The sequence below is a fragment of the Geobacillus sp. GHH01 genome (assembly GCF_000336445.1).
Taxonomy (GTDB): Bacteria; Bacillota; Bacilli; order Bacillales; family Anoxybacillaceae; genus Geobacillus; species Geobacillus zalihae.
Genome location: NC_020210.1, coordinates 1306716 through 1324112, shown reverse-complemented (window position 1 = coordinate 1324112; position 17397 = coordinate 1306716). Strand labels below are relative to the sequence as shown.

The following is a 17397-nucleotide window of genomic DNA, read 5'->3' as shown; positions in this document are numbered from 1 at the left end:
ACTTCCGGAATTCAATCATCAGGTGCTTCGCTGAACAACAATATGCATAAAAAATAAAACTCCTCTACTTTTGTAGAAGAGTTTTACTTATCATTTTGTGCATATTGATTTTCGTTATTTGGCATTAAATATTCGTATGCTTTGATTATAAATTCAATAGCTAACCGTTTTTCCGGATTCATAAAATCATCACCTAACAACTTTTCTAATTTTTGGATACGATGATAAAGCGTTTGTCTAACTACAAATAATCTTTTGGCCGTTTCTTTTTTCGAGCCGTTGCATTCCAAATAAACCTTTAATGTTTCCATCAGCTTTCCATTATATTTTTTATCATACTGAATAACAGGTTCTAAATATTCCATTACCACCTCATGTAAATCGCTACATTTATGGATAAGCGAAATAATTCGATATATATGTAAATCCTCATAAAAATAGCTATTTGCCTTTTCGCCGAGTTGATTTTGAATTTTAATAGTTTCTAAAGCAGTTCGATAACTTTTGTCCATATGGGAGAGGTTTTCTACAAATTTTCCAACTGCTATGAGGAATTTCGGGATTCTTTTTTTATTCACAAAATCAGATTCCAGCAAATATTTAATCCCCATCTTCATACGACTTTTCCATGTTTTTATGTCACGCTTATTCACCATAATAAATACAACGCTGTTGCGAAAGTCAACAGGAAATGCGGAAAATCCTTGTTGTTCAAAAATAGTCCGGCACAATAATTTGAAATAAGTAATGTCTAAGTTCAAGTATTGTTTCGATGATTTGAATCTACAAATACTTACAAATCCACCTTTTGGTCTTAATTCTACTTCATGATCTGTTAAATAGTCGAAAATAGCTTCACTCGTATGCTCACCTTCTAACCACCCCTTTAACCATTCATGTTCTTGCGCTCGCTTTTTTTCTTCTACATATAAATCCCGCAGCAAATGTTGGGCAAGAGCAGTAGCCGTTCGATCCAAAATAAGAAGATCAAATTCACTAATTTCTTTATCGATGGAAACAATGGATAGTTCCGCATATTCATTACCGAGAATCCGAATGGATTGAGAGGCTATCTTTTGCTGTGGATGAAGTGCAGATGCAGAATCCAACAGTTGTTGTTCTTCATTGGATCGTTTTACATATTTCGGTACCAACTCTACTTCTTTTCCATTTATCTTAAAAATGACTTGATGGCCTAAATAATGATGTAGAAATTTTAAAATCTCATCATAATGATCAATCGACAACAATTTCTTGTTTAATTCTTGTGAATAGGACTCTAGGTTGGAGATGATTTGATAATGCTGATTTATTAAATAAGTGTGGATATCTTGAGTGATTTCGACGAACGGGACTTCTTTGAGAAAGAGAATGATAGGAAATTGGTATTCGTTCGCTAAGTCAATCACCTCTTGTGGAATGGAAGAAGCATAAGTTCCTATTTCAACGCATAATCCAGATGCATCGCATTCAATTAGTTGTTGCACGAAAGATATAAATAACTCCTTATTTTCCTTCCATCCTACTCCAGTGGATAAAATAAGTTCTTTTCCTTTCAATAGATTACTGATTTTGGTCACTTCCACGACGTGTACCCATTTTACCGTGCGATGCAAACCTTGATGTCCAGCTGCAATTTGAATATGTTCAAAATGCTTTCTTTTCAAAATATCGGAAACCGTTAATTTGGAAGTTTTCATACACACTTTGCTTCACCCCCTTGTATGAAAATATCCTTAAAAATGAAAACGTTCTTTTTGAACGCCGCCTCACAAGATTAACGTACTCCCCAATCTAAAGAAAGAGGGGAAACAAGATGCGTTGAAAACGCAAGATGAAATGGCATTAGATGTGCTTTGTTTCGTCTATTGACTTTAAAAACCGAACCTTTTCTTTTCATCAAAGCACTCTTCTGAACGATCATATCAAAACAGAGGACGAGTTCTAACTATTGTGCAAAATCTCACTGACAGCCCAGCGAACCGAAATCCCGGGCAAATGAAACGCTTTGTGCCGCTTCTTTTTTACATAAAGACTGGGCTTAATCCCTTTTTTTGATTATAGATTATACTTTAGGAACAAAAAATATACAACAAAACGTGTAAGAACATCTTACATATTTTTTAATCACCTAGCTTTGCATTTTAGAAAAAAATCGATGCAAAAATCGAATAAGAGGAAGGAGACTAACCTCGCCTTTTTCCTTTGCCTAGCGGCAGACGCGCCGCCCCTCACATGACATTTTTCCAATAGATGACGCCTATTTTGGGTACATAGAGATGAAAAATACTTACAAGGAGCAAGTCCAAATTATGTGTAATCCCTTTTGATAGTGACATCATGGACCTGATGATTTGATAAGTAGATAAGTCTGGCAATTCTCTCTGTCCTCGCCTTCCGGACAAACTATCATTTCGTCAAGGACTAGATGTGTTGAGGAGCTTTCGCGGCATATCCTAGCTAGCTTCATCCACATTCTCCTTAACACGGCGGCAAAGAGGTTATCCCACTCTCATAATTACCTGAAACTTCCTAATTCACCGATCAGACTTCTTGCTCTTTCGTTTTCCGCCACTGCCAATATTCGGACATATCCAAAGTATTTTTATCATTTTTCGATTAACACAGCTCCAACAAAGCGATGCATCCCCGTTGGTCGTGCGTAGACGTCGCCGGTAATGGCCCGGATAGTCCAATATGGTGTTTTCTCATCTTCGATCCCTCTTCAAGCATTTGCATGATTTTTGGAGCTTTTTCTTCCTAATTGCCAGCATTTGTTTCAATAACAACCCAGCCAGCCATTTGTTTTAGGCATGAAGAATCTTGCACAAATCTTAATACCGCTAAAACAACTCGGTGGAGAACTCCCCATCTCTTATCCGTGGAACGCACAAGAGCAACCGTCCCAAGCAGACCATAAGCTGGCGTGGATATGAACCACTTCGATAACCTTTTCTTGTAATATCCGTGGCGCTAGATAAAATCAGATAAGCATAAAAATAGCCCCTTGCAGAGGATCTCTTTAAAATGAAAGTGCAAACAAACATTGAAAAGGAGAATTCCCATGCAAGAGCACTTTCCTTTTACAACCGATCTAGCCAAACCTCAAAAACAATATGCAGCGATTTGTTTTTTGTATCGACTCAACTATCAAGTATCCAGATGCATCTTCAACGTTGAAATCGTCATTGTTGAAACAGGAAGATGAGGTCATCATCGCCGTCCATATCCTTGGAAAGTTGTTAGGCTGCACTTCCGAATGAGCTTTGTGATCGGGAATTTGTTTTCCAAGGAGTTGTTCCCTGAACGTTCCCGGTACAACCGTAGCTACCGAGCGCTTGGCTTTACGATCCAGTAGATGTGGCACCAGCTGACCAAATGTGGGCTGTTTTTTGCAAGAAAAAAGTGCAGAGTATGCAGTATATAAATCGTTTATATAGAACTGTAGACGAGCAAAATCACTAACATAAATTTACATCGAAACAAAAAAGGAGACATGAACCCGATTCCTTGGTTAGAATAGATGTGCCAACAAACCATTCACACAAGGAGGTCCATGTCTCGTGAATAGATTAGCACATTATCAAGGAATACACAAGTTTTTCACGATGTTGGGGTTGGCGCTTTATTTTTCCAAACCTGTCATGAAACATCTCGTTCATATCGTGGATGCGATGCTCACGAAAGGCTTTTCTGGAACGTTGACCGATCTTCATCATTGGAGCTTTCACCCCAATCATCGAACGACACTCAGCCATTTTTTCACGAAAAGCCCTTGGGATGAAGAGACGCTGCTTCGCAAACTCCAGCAATGGATGCTTCATCGTGTCGAACGGATCGCCAAACAGAAAAATCAACCCCTTTTTGTTTCGATCGATGATACGATTTGCCAAAAAACCAAGCCTTCGTCACGGGCAACGCACGCCATTCAAGGGTGTGATTGGCACTATTCTCACACAGAGAAAAAGTCGATCTGGGGGCATTCTCTTGTTTGGCTCATGGTTCATACGATGACCCAGGCTTTTCCCTTTGCGTTCCGTCTCTACGACAAGGCGGCTGGGAAAAGCAAGGGGGAACTCGCGATCGAGCTGCTTTCTTCTTTGGATGTACGCCGTCCCGTTTATTTGCTGATGGATTCGTGGTATCCATCCCAAGCGCTCGTGGGAGCCTGTCTGAAAAAAGGATTGCACGTCATCGCGATGCTCAAAACGAACCGGATTCTCTATCCGAAAGGCATCGCCATCCAAGCCAAACAGTTCGCCCGCTATATCGAATCGAACGACACCCATCTCGTCACGGTGGGAGAAGAGCGTTATCGTGTGTATCGCTACGAGGGATCGCTGAAAGGTCTCGATGATGCCGTTGTGTTGTTGGCTTGGAAAGCCGATCAGCCGATGACACCCGAACATCTTCACTGCGTCTTGAGCACCGACCGGGAGTTAAGCGATGAAGAGATCTTGCGCTACTATGCCCAGCGTTGGTCGATCGAATGCTTTTTTCGACAAGCGAAAGACCAGCTGAAGCTCGATGGGTACCGCGTTCGTCAACGTCGGGCGGTGAAAGGGTATTGGATCTTGGTGCAACTCGCTTATGTGTACAGTATAGTCGAGTCCAACCGGGATTTTTCTACTGGGCTTGATCTTCTCCGAACGAAGAAAGGGCATCGTCTCGTCGAGTTCATTTACCATGCAGCGAAGCAAGATATTCCCATTGATGTTGTCAAAAAACAGCTCCAGTGGCATAAAGGGTACCTTGTTTGTCTCTTTTTGTATGGTAATTATTGTTATGAAAATTGCTCATCTACAGTATATATAGATGCAATTTAAAGCTTTAACATTTTTCGTTTTTACCGGTCATTGCATCCGACTGCCGAATGACCGAACAACACCGCTTTCAGACCCATGAATGGGTCTTGGGAAGCGAGTCGTTGTTCGGTCGTCCGTCACGCCAAGGCGTGACGGGGGCAAGCCTGCGGCTTGCCCTCGACAGTCGAAACATCGATAAGTGGCTTTTCTATCCAAGATATGTTAAACGTTTTGGTTGCATCTATATAGAATAAAAATTATATCTCTGAATTCTCGCTATTAATTTAATAAGGGCTTGACATAGGGTCTCTGCAGACATGATTCTTTTGCCAAACGGCCAGCTACAACAGAATTGGCAAACCTAAACAGGTTATCATGGCTGCTCCTTCATGCAAAGCCCCTCTGCATAACCATTTGTATAAAAATTTTGCACATTTCTGCACTTTAATGGTTCTTACGCTAATTTGGGAAGGTGACTTCCTATTAACTACACTGATAAAAGAAAAGTGCATAACGATGATTCACCTTTCTTGGTCTCCTCCCAGTCCAACTATCGAGTTGCTGGATATATCGGATGTCGAATGGTTTGCGCTTAACGGTAAAAAGCATCCGTGAGTCTTCCTCCTGTCCTACCTGTCATCAGTTTACTCCCGCCCGCATAGTCGGTATACATGTGTGATTCAAGATCTTCCTATTGTAAATTATCATTTTATTTCAGCACAAAACGCCCATTTTTTTGCACATTCTTTCAGAAAGCCCTCTCCCCTTTTCTGAAGGAATGTGCTGAATTTTTTGTGAATTGTTTCGGACAAAGATTTCCATTCGTTTCAATGAGGGGGAGGAAGTGTGATCCAGTTTCACGACTTTGGCATTGACATTCAAACGTATACGGATCGTGGGAAAAGGGAACGATTTTCCCGACGTGAACCAATGCCCCCACTGTCCATCCCGCCGCCCCTTGCATCGTCACGGATACTACCAACGCTATGCGTTGACGGCAGAGGGGGAGTATCACCTTTGGATCGCACGATACGCTCGCAAGAGTGTCGCAAAACCGTGAGTGTGCTGCCTTCTTTCCTCCTCCCGTATGTTCAATATACACGATCGGTTATTTGGCAAGCGGTCAAAGCATGGTTCGAAACGCCAAGGCAAGGAGCGAAGACCAAACAGGTTGTTTTTCCCACCAAGGAGGTCATCTTGTTTTATGTCCGACGATTTTTACGGAATCTCTCTCGCTTGCATCACGCGGCGGCGAGAAGGTGGGGGATCATCGGCCCTGTAGGGAACGCAAGAACAGAACGGGCGGTTTGGTGGATGCAGACCTTGGAGGGACGGGGGGTGGGCTCGATCATCCAAGACCTGTGGACAAACGAGAGGTGGCATCCGTTTGCGGATCAAATTACTTCCTGATTTTCTACTTAACACCAAAAATGGAGATGGTTGATGTTCCCACAAACCCTTCCTCTCGACGAATCTCGAGCCGTTTCGTAAGATAGGGGGTAGAGGGGACCGGGACGGTCCAACATCACAGGGAGACAGGGAGGAGATCCAGATGGATGAATCGATGAGACACGACATCGCGCTGTTTCGGTACGGGCTGATCGCTCCGTTGGTGAATGGCCAGGTGGAGCCCAAAGCGTATTTGAATGAGGTGGGCGGGCGAGTGCACTCGATTCCCCATCAAGGGGACAAACCCATTGCGGCGAAGACGATTCTGGATTGGTGCGCCCGATACAAAAAAGGGGGCTTCGACGCCTTGAAGCCGAAGCGCCGTTCGGACCGCGGCCGCTCCAGACGTCTGTCCCCCGATGATGAGGATCATATTCTAGCATTGAGGAAGGAACATCCCACCATGCCCGTGACCCTATTCTACGAACAACTCACCAAGCAGGGGGACATTCCCACCACCCTCTCATACTTTACTATATACCGATTGTTGAAAAAACACAACCTGGTGGGAAAAGAAATCTTGCCGATGCCGGAGCGAAAGCGTTTTGCGTATGACCAGATCAATGAGCTATGGCAAGGGGACTTATCCCATGGACCCACGATTCGCGTCCATGGGAAAGCCCAGAAAACGTTTTTGATCGCGTATATCGATGACTGCTCGCGGTTAGTGCCATATGCCCAATTTTTCCCTTCGGAGAAGTTTGACGGGCTGCGGATCGTCACGAAGGAAGCGGTGCTTCGTTGCGGGAAGCCGAAACGCATTTACTCGGACAACGGGAAAATTTATCGGTCCGAGGTGCTGCAGTATGCGTGCGCCGAGATGGGGATTACACTCATCCACACCCAGCCGTATGACCCGCAAAGCAAGGGAAAAATCGAACGGTTCTTCCGCACCGTACAGACACGGTTTTATCCACTGTTGGAGCTGAATCCGCCGAAATCGCTTGACGAGTTGAACGAGCGTTTTTGGAAGTGGCTTGAAGAGGAGTATCATCGAAAACCGCACGCCTCACTGGACGGAAAAACGCCGCATGAGGTGTTTCAATCGCAAGTGCATCTCGTGTCGTTCATCGAAGATGGCGATTGGCTGGATGCGATTTTTCTGAAACGGGAGCACCGCAAGGTGAAAGCCGATGGCACGATCACCCTGAATAAACAGCTATACGAAGTGCCGCCTCGGTTCATTGGGCAATCGATTGAGCTCCGCTATGATGAACGGGGCGTCTATGTGTACGAAGATGGAAGGAAGGTGGCGGAGGCCGTTCGGGTTCGTTTGGAGGACAACGCCTATGTAAAACGCCATCGGTCCCCGTTTGCGGCGATTCCGGCGAAGGAGGGAGAACACGGTGTATAAATCGTTTTACTCCCTTTCGCGGGAGCCGTTTGCGAAAGAAACCGACCCGTCCGAGGCGTATCAAGGGGCGGCGTTTCAAGAAGCGCTGCGGGCGCTGGAGTACGTGAAACGAACCCGGGGGATCGGGCTGTTGATCGGAGAGCCGGGGGCGGGCAAGACGTTCGCCCTTCGGGCGCTGAAAGAATCATTGAATCCATCATTGTATCATGTCGTCTACTTTCCGTTATCCACCGGAGGCGTGATGGATTTTTACCGTGGACTGGCCTTGGGATTAGGAGAGGAACCGAAGTACCGCAAGGTAGATCTCTTCCGCCAAATCCAGCAGGCGATCGAGCGATTGTATCATGAACGGCGGATCACGCCGGTGTTCATTTTGGACGAGATGCATTTAGCAAAGGATGCATTTTTACAGGACATCGCCATCTTGTTCAACTTTGAGATGGATTCGACCAACCCATTTGTCTTGATTTTGGCCGGGCTGCCCCATTTACAGGGGAAGCTGCGGCTCAATCAGCACCACCCTCTCGACCAACGGATCATCATGCGATACCGGATGGGGCCGCTGGAGAGGGAAGAGGTGGCGGGCTACATCGAGCATCGGATGAAACAGGCCGGGGCGAAGCATCCGATCTTCACTCCATCGGCGTTAGAGGCGATTGCCCTGCAGTCGCGGGGATGGCCTCGGGTGATCAACACGTTGGCCACGACGTGCCTGTTATACGGGTATCAGCTGAAAAAGGACGCCATTGACGAAGAAGTGGTGCGCATGGCCGCAGAGGAAATGGGGTATTAGCACGAAAGGGGCCGAATCGGCCTCTTTTGTGCTTTCACTTTTCCATTTTCCATCGGTCCATCAGGCGCGCTGGAAATCTTCATCTGAAAGAGTGTGCAAACGTTCCGAAAGAATGTGCAAAATCCGGAACAATCCGCAAAAATTTTGCACATTATTTCAGAATCCATCTGAAATAATTTGAAAAAGTGATTCTGAAATAATGTGCTAATTTACACCTATCGCCGCTCAGCCTGTTTCTCTTCTGCTTATTTCTCGAAAATAGTTTTGTGATTCTCCTGCTTGTCCCGTTAAAGTGTTTACAGAGCATTATGATTGGATGGCGCCGCATGGTCGACGTACCCTTCGCGCCGAACACACATTAAAGCAAATTGCTTTTTCTACTAGTTGCCTCACTGCACAAAAAGTGGCGCAATCCGTCCATCTTTCTGTCAGCCATGATACGTTGTTCATCATCATTCGGAAAACCTCTATTTCTCGTAGAGGTGTCTCGCTTTCCTCGGAGTCGATGATTTCGCTTTTCGAAAAGGACATACGTATGGCACCATCATTTGCAACTTAGACAATCACATGTTGTTGTGCTTTTGTCTAATCGACTGCCACAAACACTAACCGAATGGATGAAATCATATTCTCATGTACAAGTGATAAGCAGGGATGGGTTTATAGGATTTCGCCAGGGGATTACCAATGCCAACCTTTCCATTCTTCATGTATATGATCGATGACATTTTACCGGGAATGCGAAGAAGAGACTGGATTTCCTTCTTTTATCTCTCGTTCCCTCTGTAATGACATGGAGTGAACCTAACCCCTCTATTCGTGAAATCGAAATGACAAAAGCAGAAAAAGGAAAAAGCAGCGTCAAGAACAAAAATGGGCACTCATTCAAGAAATCCAAACCGGCTCATTTATAAGGAAAAAGTATTTCTAGACTCGCAAGGGAATATGAGATGGATTGAAAAACAGTGGAAAAATATTTCCATATGACCACCTCGGCACTGGTTCATTGGCGAAAAAGAAAAACACCGATTCCCCTTTTTTTTGGACTGTGTCATCGAGTTGGAAGCCCAAAGTCAAACCGTCTCATTCATCGATTCCCTTCTTCGCAAAAAAAGGATATGACGGCATGTTTTCGGCAGTGCGAACCGCCGTAGAAACGATTCGACGGAATCGGAAGAGGAATGATCCATCGATGTTGGAACATCATATCACAAGAAAACAGTTGTCTTATTGGATATGTTCGCCGTATCATCGACTTTCAGAAAAAGAGAAAATGGATCTGGAACAATGCCTAAAACGTATACAGCTGCTCGTCCTGTCTATGAAGTAGTACAAGAGTATCGGGAAGCTGTGGGTCAAAGAGATGATGACCGTTTTCTTGTTTGGCTATGTGGTCAGCTTTCGGATTCAAAGAGACCATTTTATTCTTATGAGAAGCGCTTGCGTAGCGATTTGCAGACAGTAAAACATACTTTTCTTCTCCCATAAAGCAAACAGTTTGAATCGAAATGGTCGAGCAAGTACCCAAGAGAAGTGCAATCTTGGGCCAATGAGTTGGATGTTCTCCTCACCTTTATGAATTATCCAAACAGTATTCGAAGTGTAATTTACACGATAAATGCCATCAAACGAACGATCAAGGAGATTCGGAAACGTCTAAAACCGATGAACAGTTTGAGCAGTTTAGAAGCCGCGGAAAAAATCGTGTATTGACCATTCAAGATTTTAATGAGAAATGGGCAGAGCGAAAGCTGCGAGGATTTGCCGAAGCGCAGGAAGCCCTCCAGCGAATGTTTGAAGAACGTTACAATTAATCAAATACTGTAAATAACAAAGTAAGGGGATTCTCCCTTTCCGCACAGGAGACAGAATATTCTGTCTCCTGTGCGGAGGAAACCGACTCCTTATCCATTCTAAATCCATTCAGAGATACCCTATCTATCTTTCATTACACAAAATTCTTGACGGTACCGAAAGCATTCACCAAATATACGTAAGAGCCATTTTATCATCGGCTTTAACACGAAGGTTGGAAGTTTAAACATTAGTATTTTACAAATTATCAAATACATAGACTGTTTTTGTTTATATTTTGTCTAATGATATGTAATTAACTTCTAGATAAACTAAGCCTATAAAAACATTTGACTAATATTCGATAATTTTGCAACAAACTATTTCGAAGGAGGAGGTTTTAGAAAAACAGAGTACGGACCTACAAAAAAGGATTTTAAAGGAATATCACATGATAATGATCACAATAACGAGGGTTATAGGGCAGACTTTTTGTGGAAATGCTGAGCAGTAAGTTCATTCTACAAATCTTGTGCCTTGGACAATTTGTTTCCTATGCATTAGCTGACGGTTTTTAGTAATTCTTGCTATGAGAATGTTAGGAATTTGCCTTATACAAAGTGTTGGCAATCAGCCAATATGCCACCAATCAGAAAATCAATAAAAATTATATTTTCCAAAACACGGGTAGTCAAACATAACTATCTAAGCTGTCATCAGGTTAAAGGGAATCGGATCTTGATAAGATTTGCTTGTTAAGTTAAAGGGGGAATCATAAGTGATACAAAAATATGTTCCAGTCGATTCACAAACCTCACCGCGATTCTGTGGGGTGAAAACGTTTATGAGATTACCACATGTTAAAACGGAAGATAATATTGATTTCGCCGTGATAGGAGTTCCATTTGATACAGGGGGAACCTTTGCCGTGGGTACCCGCTTCGGGCCGGAAGCCGTTCGTTCTATGTCATCTTTGCTTCGTCCGTATAATCCAGGCTTGCAAATCGATATCTTTCAGTATTGTTCCGGTGTTGATTATGGCGATTTAAGTGTTAATCCGGGTTATATTGAAGATTCGTATGAAATGATCGCAAACCAGCTTGAACCGTTATTGAACAAAAACGTTGTGCCGATTTTGATTGGAGGAGATCACTCGGTATCCTTGCCTCATCTAAGGGCGATGGCCAAACGATATGGAAAGGTAAGCCTGATACAATTTGATTCCCATGGCGATACTTGGGATTCTTATTTTGGCAAAAAGTATACCCATGGGACCATGTTTCGGAGAGCAGTGGAGGAACAATTGGTAGATCCGTTCAGTTCTGTTCAAATCGGGATGAGAGGAAGCCTCTATAGCGCTGAGGATCTTAAAGATGCAGAAGATCTGGGATATAAAGTGATCACCACAGATCAATTGCGTGCGCTGACTCCCAATCAGCTTGGGGAAGAAATCCGCAAAAGGGTTGGGAAAAATCCGGTATTCGTGAGCTTTGACGTCGATTTTCTCGACCCGGCCTATGCTCCTGGTACAGGAACCCCAGAAATTGGAGGTTTTACGACCTACGAGGCGCAACAATTCGTAAGACAGCTCAAAGGGTTGAACCTGGTTGGATTCGATATTGTCGAAGTATTGCCAGACCGTGACCCTACCCGTGTAACGAGCCTTGCTGCTGCCAATATCGGGTTTGAGTTTATTTCTCTGGTTGCGTGGAACAAAAGGGAAAAGAACAGCCGGAATTGCTAAACAGTCAAATTGCCGGCAATAGAATTAATTTACTACCGAGCGGGAGAGATGCCAGGATGAAACGGATCCAATGGCCCAATCAGAAAAAAATGGCTGTTGTTTTATCGTTTGATGTTGATGCGGAAACGGCGTTTTCTTTTGATAAGAAAAACGGTTCCCGCCTCTCCCTCTTATCTATGGGGGCGTACGGCAGAAGAGTAGGTCTCGACAGAGTTTTGCGGCTTTTAAAAGAATATGGCTTAAAAGCGAACTTCTTTGTACCTGCTGTGGTGGCAGAGATCGATCCGACCGTAATTGAGAGAATCCTGTCTCACCATCATCCGATCGGATGCCACGGGTATTTTCATGAACGATTGGATACACATTCTCCTGAACAGGAAGAAGAAATTCTCATAAAAGGCATAGAGGTTCTCCGCAAATATACGGGTTACCGGCCATTGGGATACCGTGCTCCGCTTTGGGAAATGAATCCCTGGACTCCGGCTTTGTTAAAAAAGCATGGCTTCCGTTTTGACTCCAGTTTAATGGGGGATGATATCCCTTATACCATCGAAACGGGGACAGGGGATAAACTCCTTGAAATACCGGTTACCTGGTTGTTGGATGACTGGGAGCAATTTGCCTTTTCCGCCGAACCGCCAATGGGATTTTGCATAGAAGAGCCGGATAAGGTTTTTAGATTGTGGAAGGAAGAATTTGACGCGTTATATGAGGAAGGGGGGTGTTTTACTTTAACAATGCATCCTGAAATTATCGGGCGGGCATCCCGAATTAAGATGCTGGAAAAATTGATTCAACATATGCTGAAAAAACCCGGCATCTGGTTTGCGACGTTAAACGAGATTGAAGCGGCTTGGTCAAGCGGAATCCTGGAGGTTGAGCATGTTTCGCGGATTGATCTGAGCCGTTATTTCTGAATATTTGAATAATATGATCAACGGAGGTGAAAAACGTGAAGCTTACGGGAAAAGTGGCTTTAATTACAGGGGCCAGCAAGGGGATTGGCCGGGCGATTGCGCTCGAGTTTGCCAAGGCAGGTGCATCAGTCCTCATCAACTATCATTCTAGCCGGAGGAAAGCGGAGGAAGTGCAGAAACAGGCGGAATCCTATGGGGTAAAAGCCAGAATCTATCAGGCGGATGTGTCCGATTCCGGACAGGTTAGGGAGATGTATGCCTTTTTGGATCAGGAATTTGGCACGATTGATATTCTGGTCAATAATGCAGGATTTGCTAAAGGTTCAGCCGTCGAGGAAATGTCTGATGAATTATGGGATAGGATGATTCGTGTCCATTTATACGGAACTTTTTATAACTGCCGTGAAGCGGTAAAACGGATGAAAGTGAAGAAGAGCGGAAAGATCATCAATATATCCTCAGATCTCGGGCAGCTTGGCTGCGAAGCGTTTTCCCATTATTCTGCGGCAAAAGGGGGGATTAATGCCTTCACGAAATCATTGGCGCGCGAACTAGCGCCTGAGATTTTGGTGAACGCGGTAGCTCCGAGCGGGACGTGGACGGATATCCTGATCCCGTTTGGGGAGAATTATGCGGAGATTGAAGCTCAGAAATATCCGTTAAAGCGGTTGGCGCAGCCGGAAGAGATCGCAAAGTCTGTATTGTTCTTAGCGTCAGATTACGCAAATTTTTATACCGGCCAGATTTTAGGTCCCAATGGCGGGGTCGTCATGAATGGATAAAAGGGGGTGCAAAGGATGACAAGCATCATCATTTTCTTGATATATTTGGCCTTCGTTTACTATGTGGGTTTTAAAGGGTATCAAAGGGTGCAAACGGCGGAAGATCTCATTGTGGCAAGCTGGAGTATGCCCCTTGTCGTGGTGACGGGAAGTCTGATTGCTGCCTTGCTCGCAGCCCCCTTCTTTTTTGCGGCAGTCGGTTCAGGATACACTTCTGGTGGTTTTGAAGGGATGGCTACCATGGCGGGCTTGGGAACCTGCATGGTGTTGGGAGCATTTATCTGGACAAAGCCGCTGCGCCGTTTAAAGGGATGGACCATTGCGGATTATTACGGGCTGAGATACAACAGCAAGAAGTTGGGAGCCTATACCGGAATCGTAATGGCGATTGCATTCGGGTTTTTTAATGCGGGTGCGCTAACGGTTGGAGGTACGTATATTATTCAAACGATTTTCGATGTCAACTTCACTACTGCCGCAATCATTTTTGTGATTTTAACAGCCGTCTATTCGGTTATAGGCGGTCTATGGGCAGTAGCCTATACGGAAATTGTTCAGGGGCTCTTTGCCATGATCGGAATTCTGGGAATTGCCGGCGTTGTATTGCTTAATTACGGAGATGTCACCTTCAACCCGGACTGGTGGAATGTAAACAAGCTGTTCAGCAAAGGAGGCGTAGAATTTTGGGCTCTTTATCTCGTCCTTGCATTAGGGGATATTCCTGCCGCCGATCTTGGACAGCGGGTGGCGGGGGCTAAAAATCCGCGAGTGGCTTACCTGAGCATGATTATCGCCGGCTGTGTGATTATTGCGATCAGTTGGATTCCGGGGATGCTTGGTGAAGCTTTTAGAACGATTTTTCCCAACAGCGAGAATCCCGAAAAGTTGATGCTGACCTTCGCGGAAGGGTATTTCCATCCGATCATCGCAGGTGTTTTTCTAACCGCCATGGCTGCAATGGGAATGTCTACTTTGGCCGCTTGTTATGTTGCCTCTGCAGGGATTTGGACAAAAAATATTTATCTTGATTTTATCAACTCACATTTCGCACCCTAACAAGGTCAAAACAAAGGATTTTTTATTTAGTTTTTCAGAATAACTTTTTGACCAACACGACGAGCGATGGCTATCCTTTTTTTACCATCGCTGGTCGTTCCGTATGACGTTACACGTAAATGCTCTCATCCAGCCCCAACCCCTGCAGAATCCTTCGTTGTTCAGGGGTGAGGGAGCGATCCAGTGAGCGTTGGATGCGTCCATCCGGCAGCTCCAGGAGGACGACGTTCACATATTGAAACAGCTGGAAAATCGCCTGCCCCGTCGGTCGGGTCAGCTTGCGGCCTCCGGCGCCCTTTAATGGGTGTTCGGGTGTGATGAACTGGCGCACCCGGCGCTGAAAGACGCGGTAAATGGCCAAGGCCAAGAGAAACAAATAGCCCAATACCGCAACTCGTTCTGGCTTTTTGACATAGATCTCATCCGTGAAAAAAGGGTCTTTCAAAAAAGCGAAGTTCATTTCCACCGAGATCTGCCCTTTATACAGCTTCAAGATCTCTTGGGCATCCATTTGTTGGCCCTTCCATTCCTCCGGAACGGTCGTGACGAGGACAAACCGGGACGCTTTCCGTCTTGCCTGTTCCCACGCGTTTTGGTCGAATTCGACGTCAAGGCGCAAGAGATACCGCGTCTCCATCTCGGGTTCCGCCCCTTTTTTCGGCCGTCCGCGCCGTTTTTTCGGGCGTACGATCTCTTCGACCGCGGCCTCAACCCGATGAAACCGTGGGCGAAGGGACGTCTTGAGGGACGCCAAGGCTTGTTCAGCGTCTTCCCGGCACGAGAAAGGGTGGCGCTCCCAATGGGCTTGTTCCTCGCGAAGAAGCTCCGCTTCTTTGGTTCGTTCTTTTTCAAGCGTCTTTCCTTTTCGCTGGTCGAGCGCGCTCGATTCAACAACGATCAGCCGAACGGGGTGGCCTTCATAGGTGGAGGATGTTTCCCATACCCGGTACGTGGCGCCGTTTCTCTCCGCCAACGTAAAGGGATCGCTCCACGTCGTGTCCTCAGCATCCGCTTCGGCCAGCGCGGTTTTCACGATCCGGAGCGACGAAGGGCCTCTGGTGATCAAAAAGGCGTTGGCCGCTTTGGTTTGCGCCAGGGTCTCTTTCGTCATCGCGGCGGAATCGGCCACGTAAATCCATTCGTCTTCGATTTTGGCCTGCTTCAGCTGTTCATGGACACGAGACAGCACCTCGGGATTCCATGTTTTATCGGGCAGGTTGCCGTCGTGCACATCGCCGTAAAACGGGATGCCGTCCTCGTTGCCGACCAGTCCGAAGCCGATCTGTTTTTGCCAACGATGATGGCGGTTATAGCCATGTGTGATCTGCAAAGCCTCTAATGAGGCCGATTCATACGCGCCGTAAACCGTCTTGTCCGTCGTATCGGCGTGAAAGGCTCGGAGGGAAAGGCCTTCTTTGCGATAAATGTGAATCAAGCAAGTGCTGATCACCTTGTGAATGTCGGCCTCATACAAGCGGTCGAGATGACGAGCCAAGGCATCGTCGTTCAACCAGGAAGGATGGAGACCGGGACGGATGAGTTTCTCTAGATCGATCTCCTGAGCCCATCGTTCCACGTGAACGAGGGCTTGCCGGCCGTCAAACAGATTGTAGATGATGGCCTGAACGGCATCGCTGACTCGAGTCTGGCACTGTGGATCAACGGGAACGAGATGGTCAATCAATTGGGGCAGGCCCAGTTTCTTGAATAGGGCACTTATTATATTCAAATAATCATTACGATAGACCTTTTTGACTTGAACGTTCATGAGAGAAAAACTCCTTCACTTTCCTTGTGTGTCAAGGATTCATTCGACGATGGACACAAAAAATCCTCCCGATTTTCGTTGGGAGGGTGCGAAATGTGAGTTATCAATCCAAATCCAGACCCCAAAAAGCTGCTGCGCATATCCCGCATGGCTATTGCTGCCAGTGCGCTGATTGGGTTGCTGCTCGCTTTGGGTTTCCAAAAAGGTGATCGATCTTGCGTATCTGGCATGGGATATCGTCTTTGTTACTTTGTTTTGGCCTCTTGTTCTCGGACCTTTCTGGAAGCGAATTAGCACTCCGGCGGTTTGGGCAAGCGTATCCGTTGGGATTCTTTATTACGTCATTACTTCGATTGTCGGCGTTCCCGGACCGGTTTCCTCTTCCGAAGGCTTTTTGGGATTGCTGTCCGAGCTTTGGCACATGCCGGTATTCTCGGGCACGATCATTTCGGGTATCACGATTGTTTTGGTCAGCTACCTTATCCCACCGTCTCACGAAGTTGTGGAAATTCATAAGAGAGAAAGAAGGCCTACGGACGAAGAGTTAGAACAAAGAAAAACAGAAAATAATTTATCGAATTAATAAAAATTTTGTTAATTATTTTATATAGTTAAGGAGTGGTTGTATGTTAACAATTCTAGATTTTGTAATTATCTTTACGTACTTTGCGGTTCTAATAGGTATCGGTTATTTGAGCGCAAAGAAAATTAATAATGAGGCCGATTTTCTTGTCGCCGGCAGAAGATTAGGTCATGGTTTATATGTTCCTGCGATGGCAGCAGTAGTCTTAGGCGGCGCCTCCACTCTTGGAAGTGCATCTTTAGGGTATAAACACGGAATTTCTGGTATGTGGTTAGTCTTTATGATTGGTTTGGGGATAATGGGAATGGGATTTCTATTTTCAAAAAAAATTAATCAATTTAGAAGTCTTTAG

12 protein-coding genes and 3 pseudogenes are annotated in these 17397 nt (G+C 45.3%); 12 read left to right on the top strand and 3 right to left on the bottom strand.

What is annotated here, in order from left to right; all coding sequences use genetic code 11:
* Nucleotides 1-83: 83 nt before the first annotated feature.
* Entirely contained in the window at nt 84-1700 is a 1617-nt protein-coding gene (locus tag GHH_RS06615; RefSeq protein ID WP_041470674.1) for a PucR family transcriptional regulator, read from the bottom strand.
* Nucleotides 1701-2843: 1143 nt separating this feature from the next.
* Nucleotides 2844-3047, bottom strand: coding sequence for a transposase (locus tag GHH_RS19710; protein WP_144052007.1), 204 nt, complete (start codon nt 3045-3047; stop codon nt 2844-2846).
* Nucleotides 3048-3064: 17 nt separating this feature from the next.
* On the opposite strand from GHH_RS19710, the pseudogene GHH_RS18075 reads away from it, so the two are divergent.
* The 10 genes and pseudogenes from GHH_RS18075 to GHH_RS06575 all read left to right on the top strand — a co-directional run.
* Nucleotides 3065-3355, top strand: a pseudogene (locus GHH_RS18075) (IS982 family transposase); the annotation flags it as partial.
* 208 nt (nt 3356-3563) lie between these two features.
* A complete protein-coding gene (locus GHH_RS06610; protein WP_015374536.1) occupies nt 3564-4826 on the top strand; it encodes an IS701 family transposase in 1263 nt (420 codons plus the stop codon).
* An 825-nt stretch (nt 4827-5651) separates the two neighbouring features.
* A pseudogene (locus GHH_RS19435) lies at nt 5652-6215 on the top strand (DUF6431 domain-containing protein).
* Nucleotides 6216-6357: 142 nt separating this feature from the next.
* On the top strand, nt 6358-7608 hold the full coding sequence (locus GHH_RS06600; RefSeq protein WP_015374534.1) for an IS481 family transposase: 1251 nt from the start codon (nt 6358-6360) through the stop codon (nt 7606-7608).
* On the top strand, nt 7601-8401 hold the full coding sequence (locus GHH_RS06595; protein ID WP_015374533.1) for an ExeA family protein: 801 nt from the start codon (nt 7601-7603) through the stop codon (nt 8399-8401). The genes GHH_RS06600 and GHH_RS06595 overlap by 8 nt, the downstream gene beginning before the upstream one ends.
* 1491 nt (nt 8402-9892) lie before the next feature.
* Nucleotides 9893-10215: pseudogene (locus GHH_RS18050) on the top strand (transposase); the annotation flags it as partial.
* Nucleotides 10216-10973: 758 nt separating this feature from the next.
* On the top strand, nt 10974-11939 hold the full coding sequence (speB, locus tag GHH_RS06590; protein WP_015374532.1) for an agmatinase: 966 nt from the start codon (nt 10974-10976) through the stop codon (nt 11937-11939).
* Between the two features lie 56 nt (nt 11940-11995).
* A complete protein-coding gene (locus GHH_RS06585) occupies nt 11996-12856 on the top strand; it encodes a polysaccharide deacetylase (protein WP_015374531.1) in 861 nt (286 codons plus the stop codon).
* Nucleotides 12857-12891: 35 nt separating this feature from the next.
* Nucleotides 12892-13638, top strand: a complete 747-nt coding sequence (locus tag GHH_RS06580; RefSeq protein WP_015374530.1) for an SDR family NAD(P)-dependent oxidoreductase — start codon at nt 12892-12894, stop codon at nt 13636-13638.
* A gap of 15 nt (nt 13639-13653) precedes the next feature.
* The gene (locus GHH_RS06575) at nt 13654-14694 is read left to right on the top strand and encodes a sodium:solute symporter (RefSeq protein ID WP_015374529.1); all 1041 of its coding nucleotides are present in this window, start codon (nt 13654-13656) and stop codon (nt 14692-14694) included.
* Between the two features lie 109 nt (nt 14695-14803).
* On the opposite strand, the gene GHH_RS06570 is transcribed toward GHH_RS06575, so the two are convergent.
* The gene (locus GHH_RS06570) at nt 14804-16462 is read right to left on the bottom strand and encodes an IS1634 family transposase (RefSeq protein WP_015374528.1); all 1659 of its coding nucleotides are present in this window, start codon (nt 16460-16462) and stop codon (nt 14804-14806) included.
* 205 nt (nt 16463-16667) lie between these two features.
* On the opposite strand from GHH_RS06570, the gene GHH_RS18815 reads away from it, so the two are divergent.
* Both GHH_RS18815 and GHH_RS19430 read left to right on the top strand, forming a co-directional pair.
* Nucleotides 16668-17045 (top strand): hypothetical protein, encoded by a 378-nt coding sequence (locus GHH_RS18815; protein ID WP_201764083.1) that lies wholly within the window; start codon nt 16668-16670, stop codon nt 17043-17045.
* Nucleotides 17046-17088: 43 nt separating this feature from the next.
* Complete coding sequence (locus GHH_RS19430) at nt 17089-17397, top strand: hypothetical protein (protein WP_015374527.1); 309 nt, start codon at nt 17089-17091, stop codon at nt 17395-17397.

What these genes read in the sequence shown, in the direction of transcription:
- GHH_RS06615 (WP_041470674.1), bottom strand. Translation starts at nt 1,700, where the DNA reads ATGAAAACTTCCAAATTAACGGTTTCCGATATTTTGAAAAGAAAGCAT.
- GHH_RS19710 (WP_144052007.1), bottom strand. Translation starts at nt 3,047, where the DNA reads ATGTTTGTTTGCACTTTCATTTTAAAGAGATCCTCTGCAAGGGGCTAT.
- GHH_RS06600 (WP_015374534.1), top strand. Translation starts at nt 6,358, where the DNA reads ATGGATGAATCGATGAGACACGACATCGCGCTGTTTCGGTACGGGCTG.
- GHH_RS06585 (WP_015374531.1), top strand. Translation starts at nt 11,996, where the DNA reads ATGAAACGGATCCAATGGCCCAATCAGAAAAAAATGGCTGTTGTTTTA.
- GHH_RS06575 (WP_015374529.1), top strand. Translation starts at nt 13,654, where the DNA reads ATGACAAGCATCATCATTTTCTTGATATATTTGGCCTTCGTTTACTAT.
- GHH_RS06570 (WP_015374528.1), bottom strand. Translation starts at nt 16,462, where the DNA reads ATGAACGTTCAAGTCAAAAAGGTCTATCGTAATGATTATTTGAATATA.
- GHH_RS19430 (WP_015374527.1), top strand. Translation starts at nt 17,089, where the DNA reads ATGTTAACAATTCTAGATTTTGTAATTATCTTTACGTACTTTGCGGTT.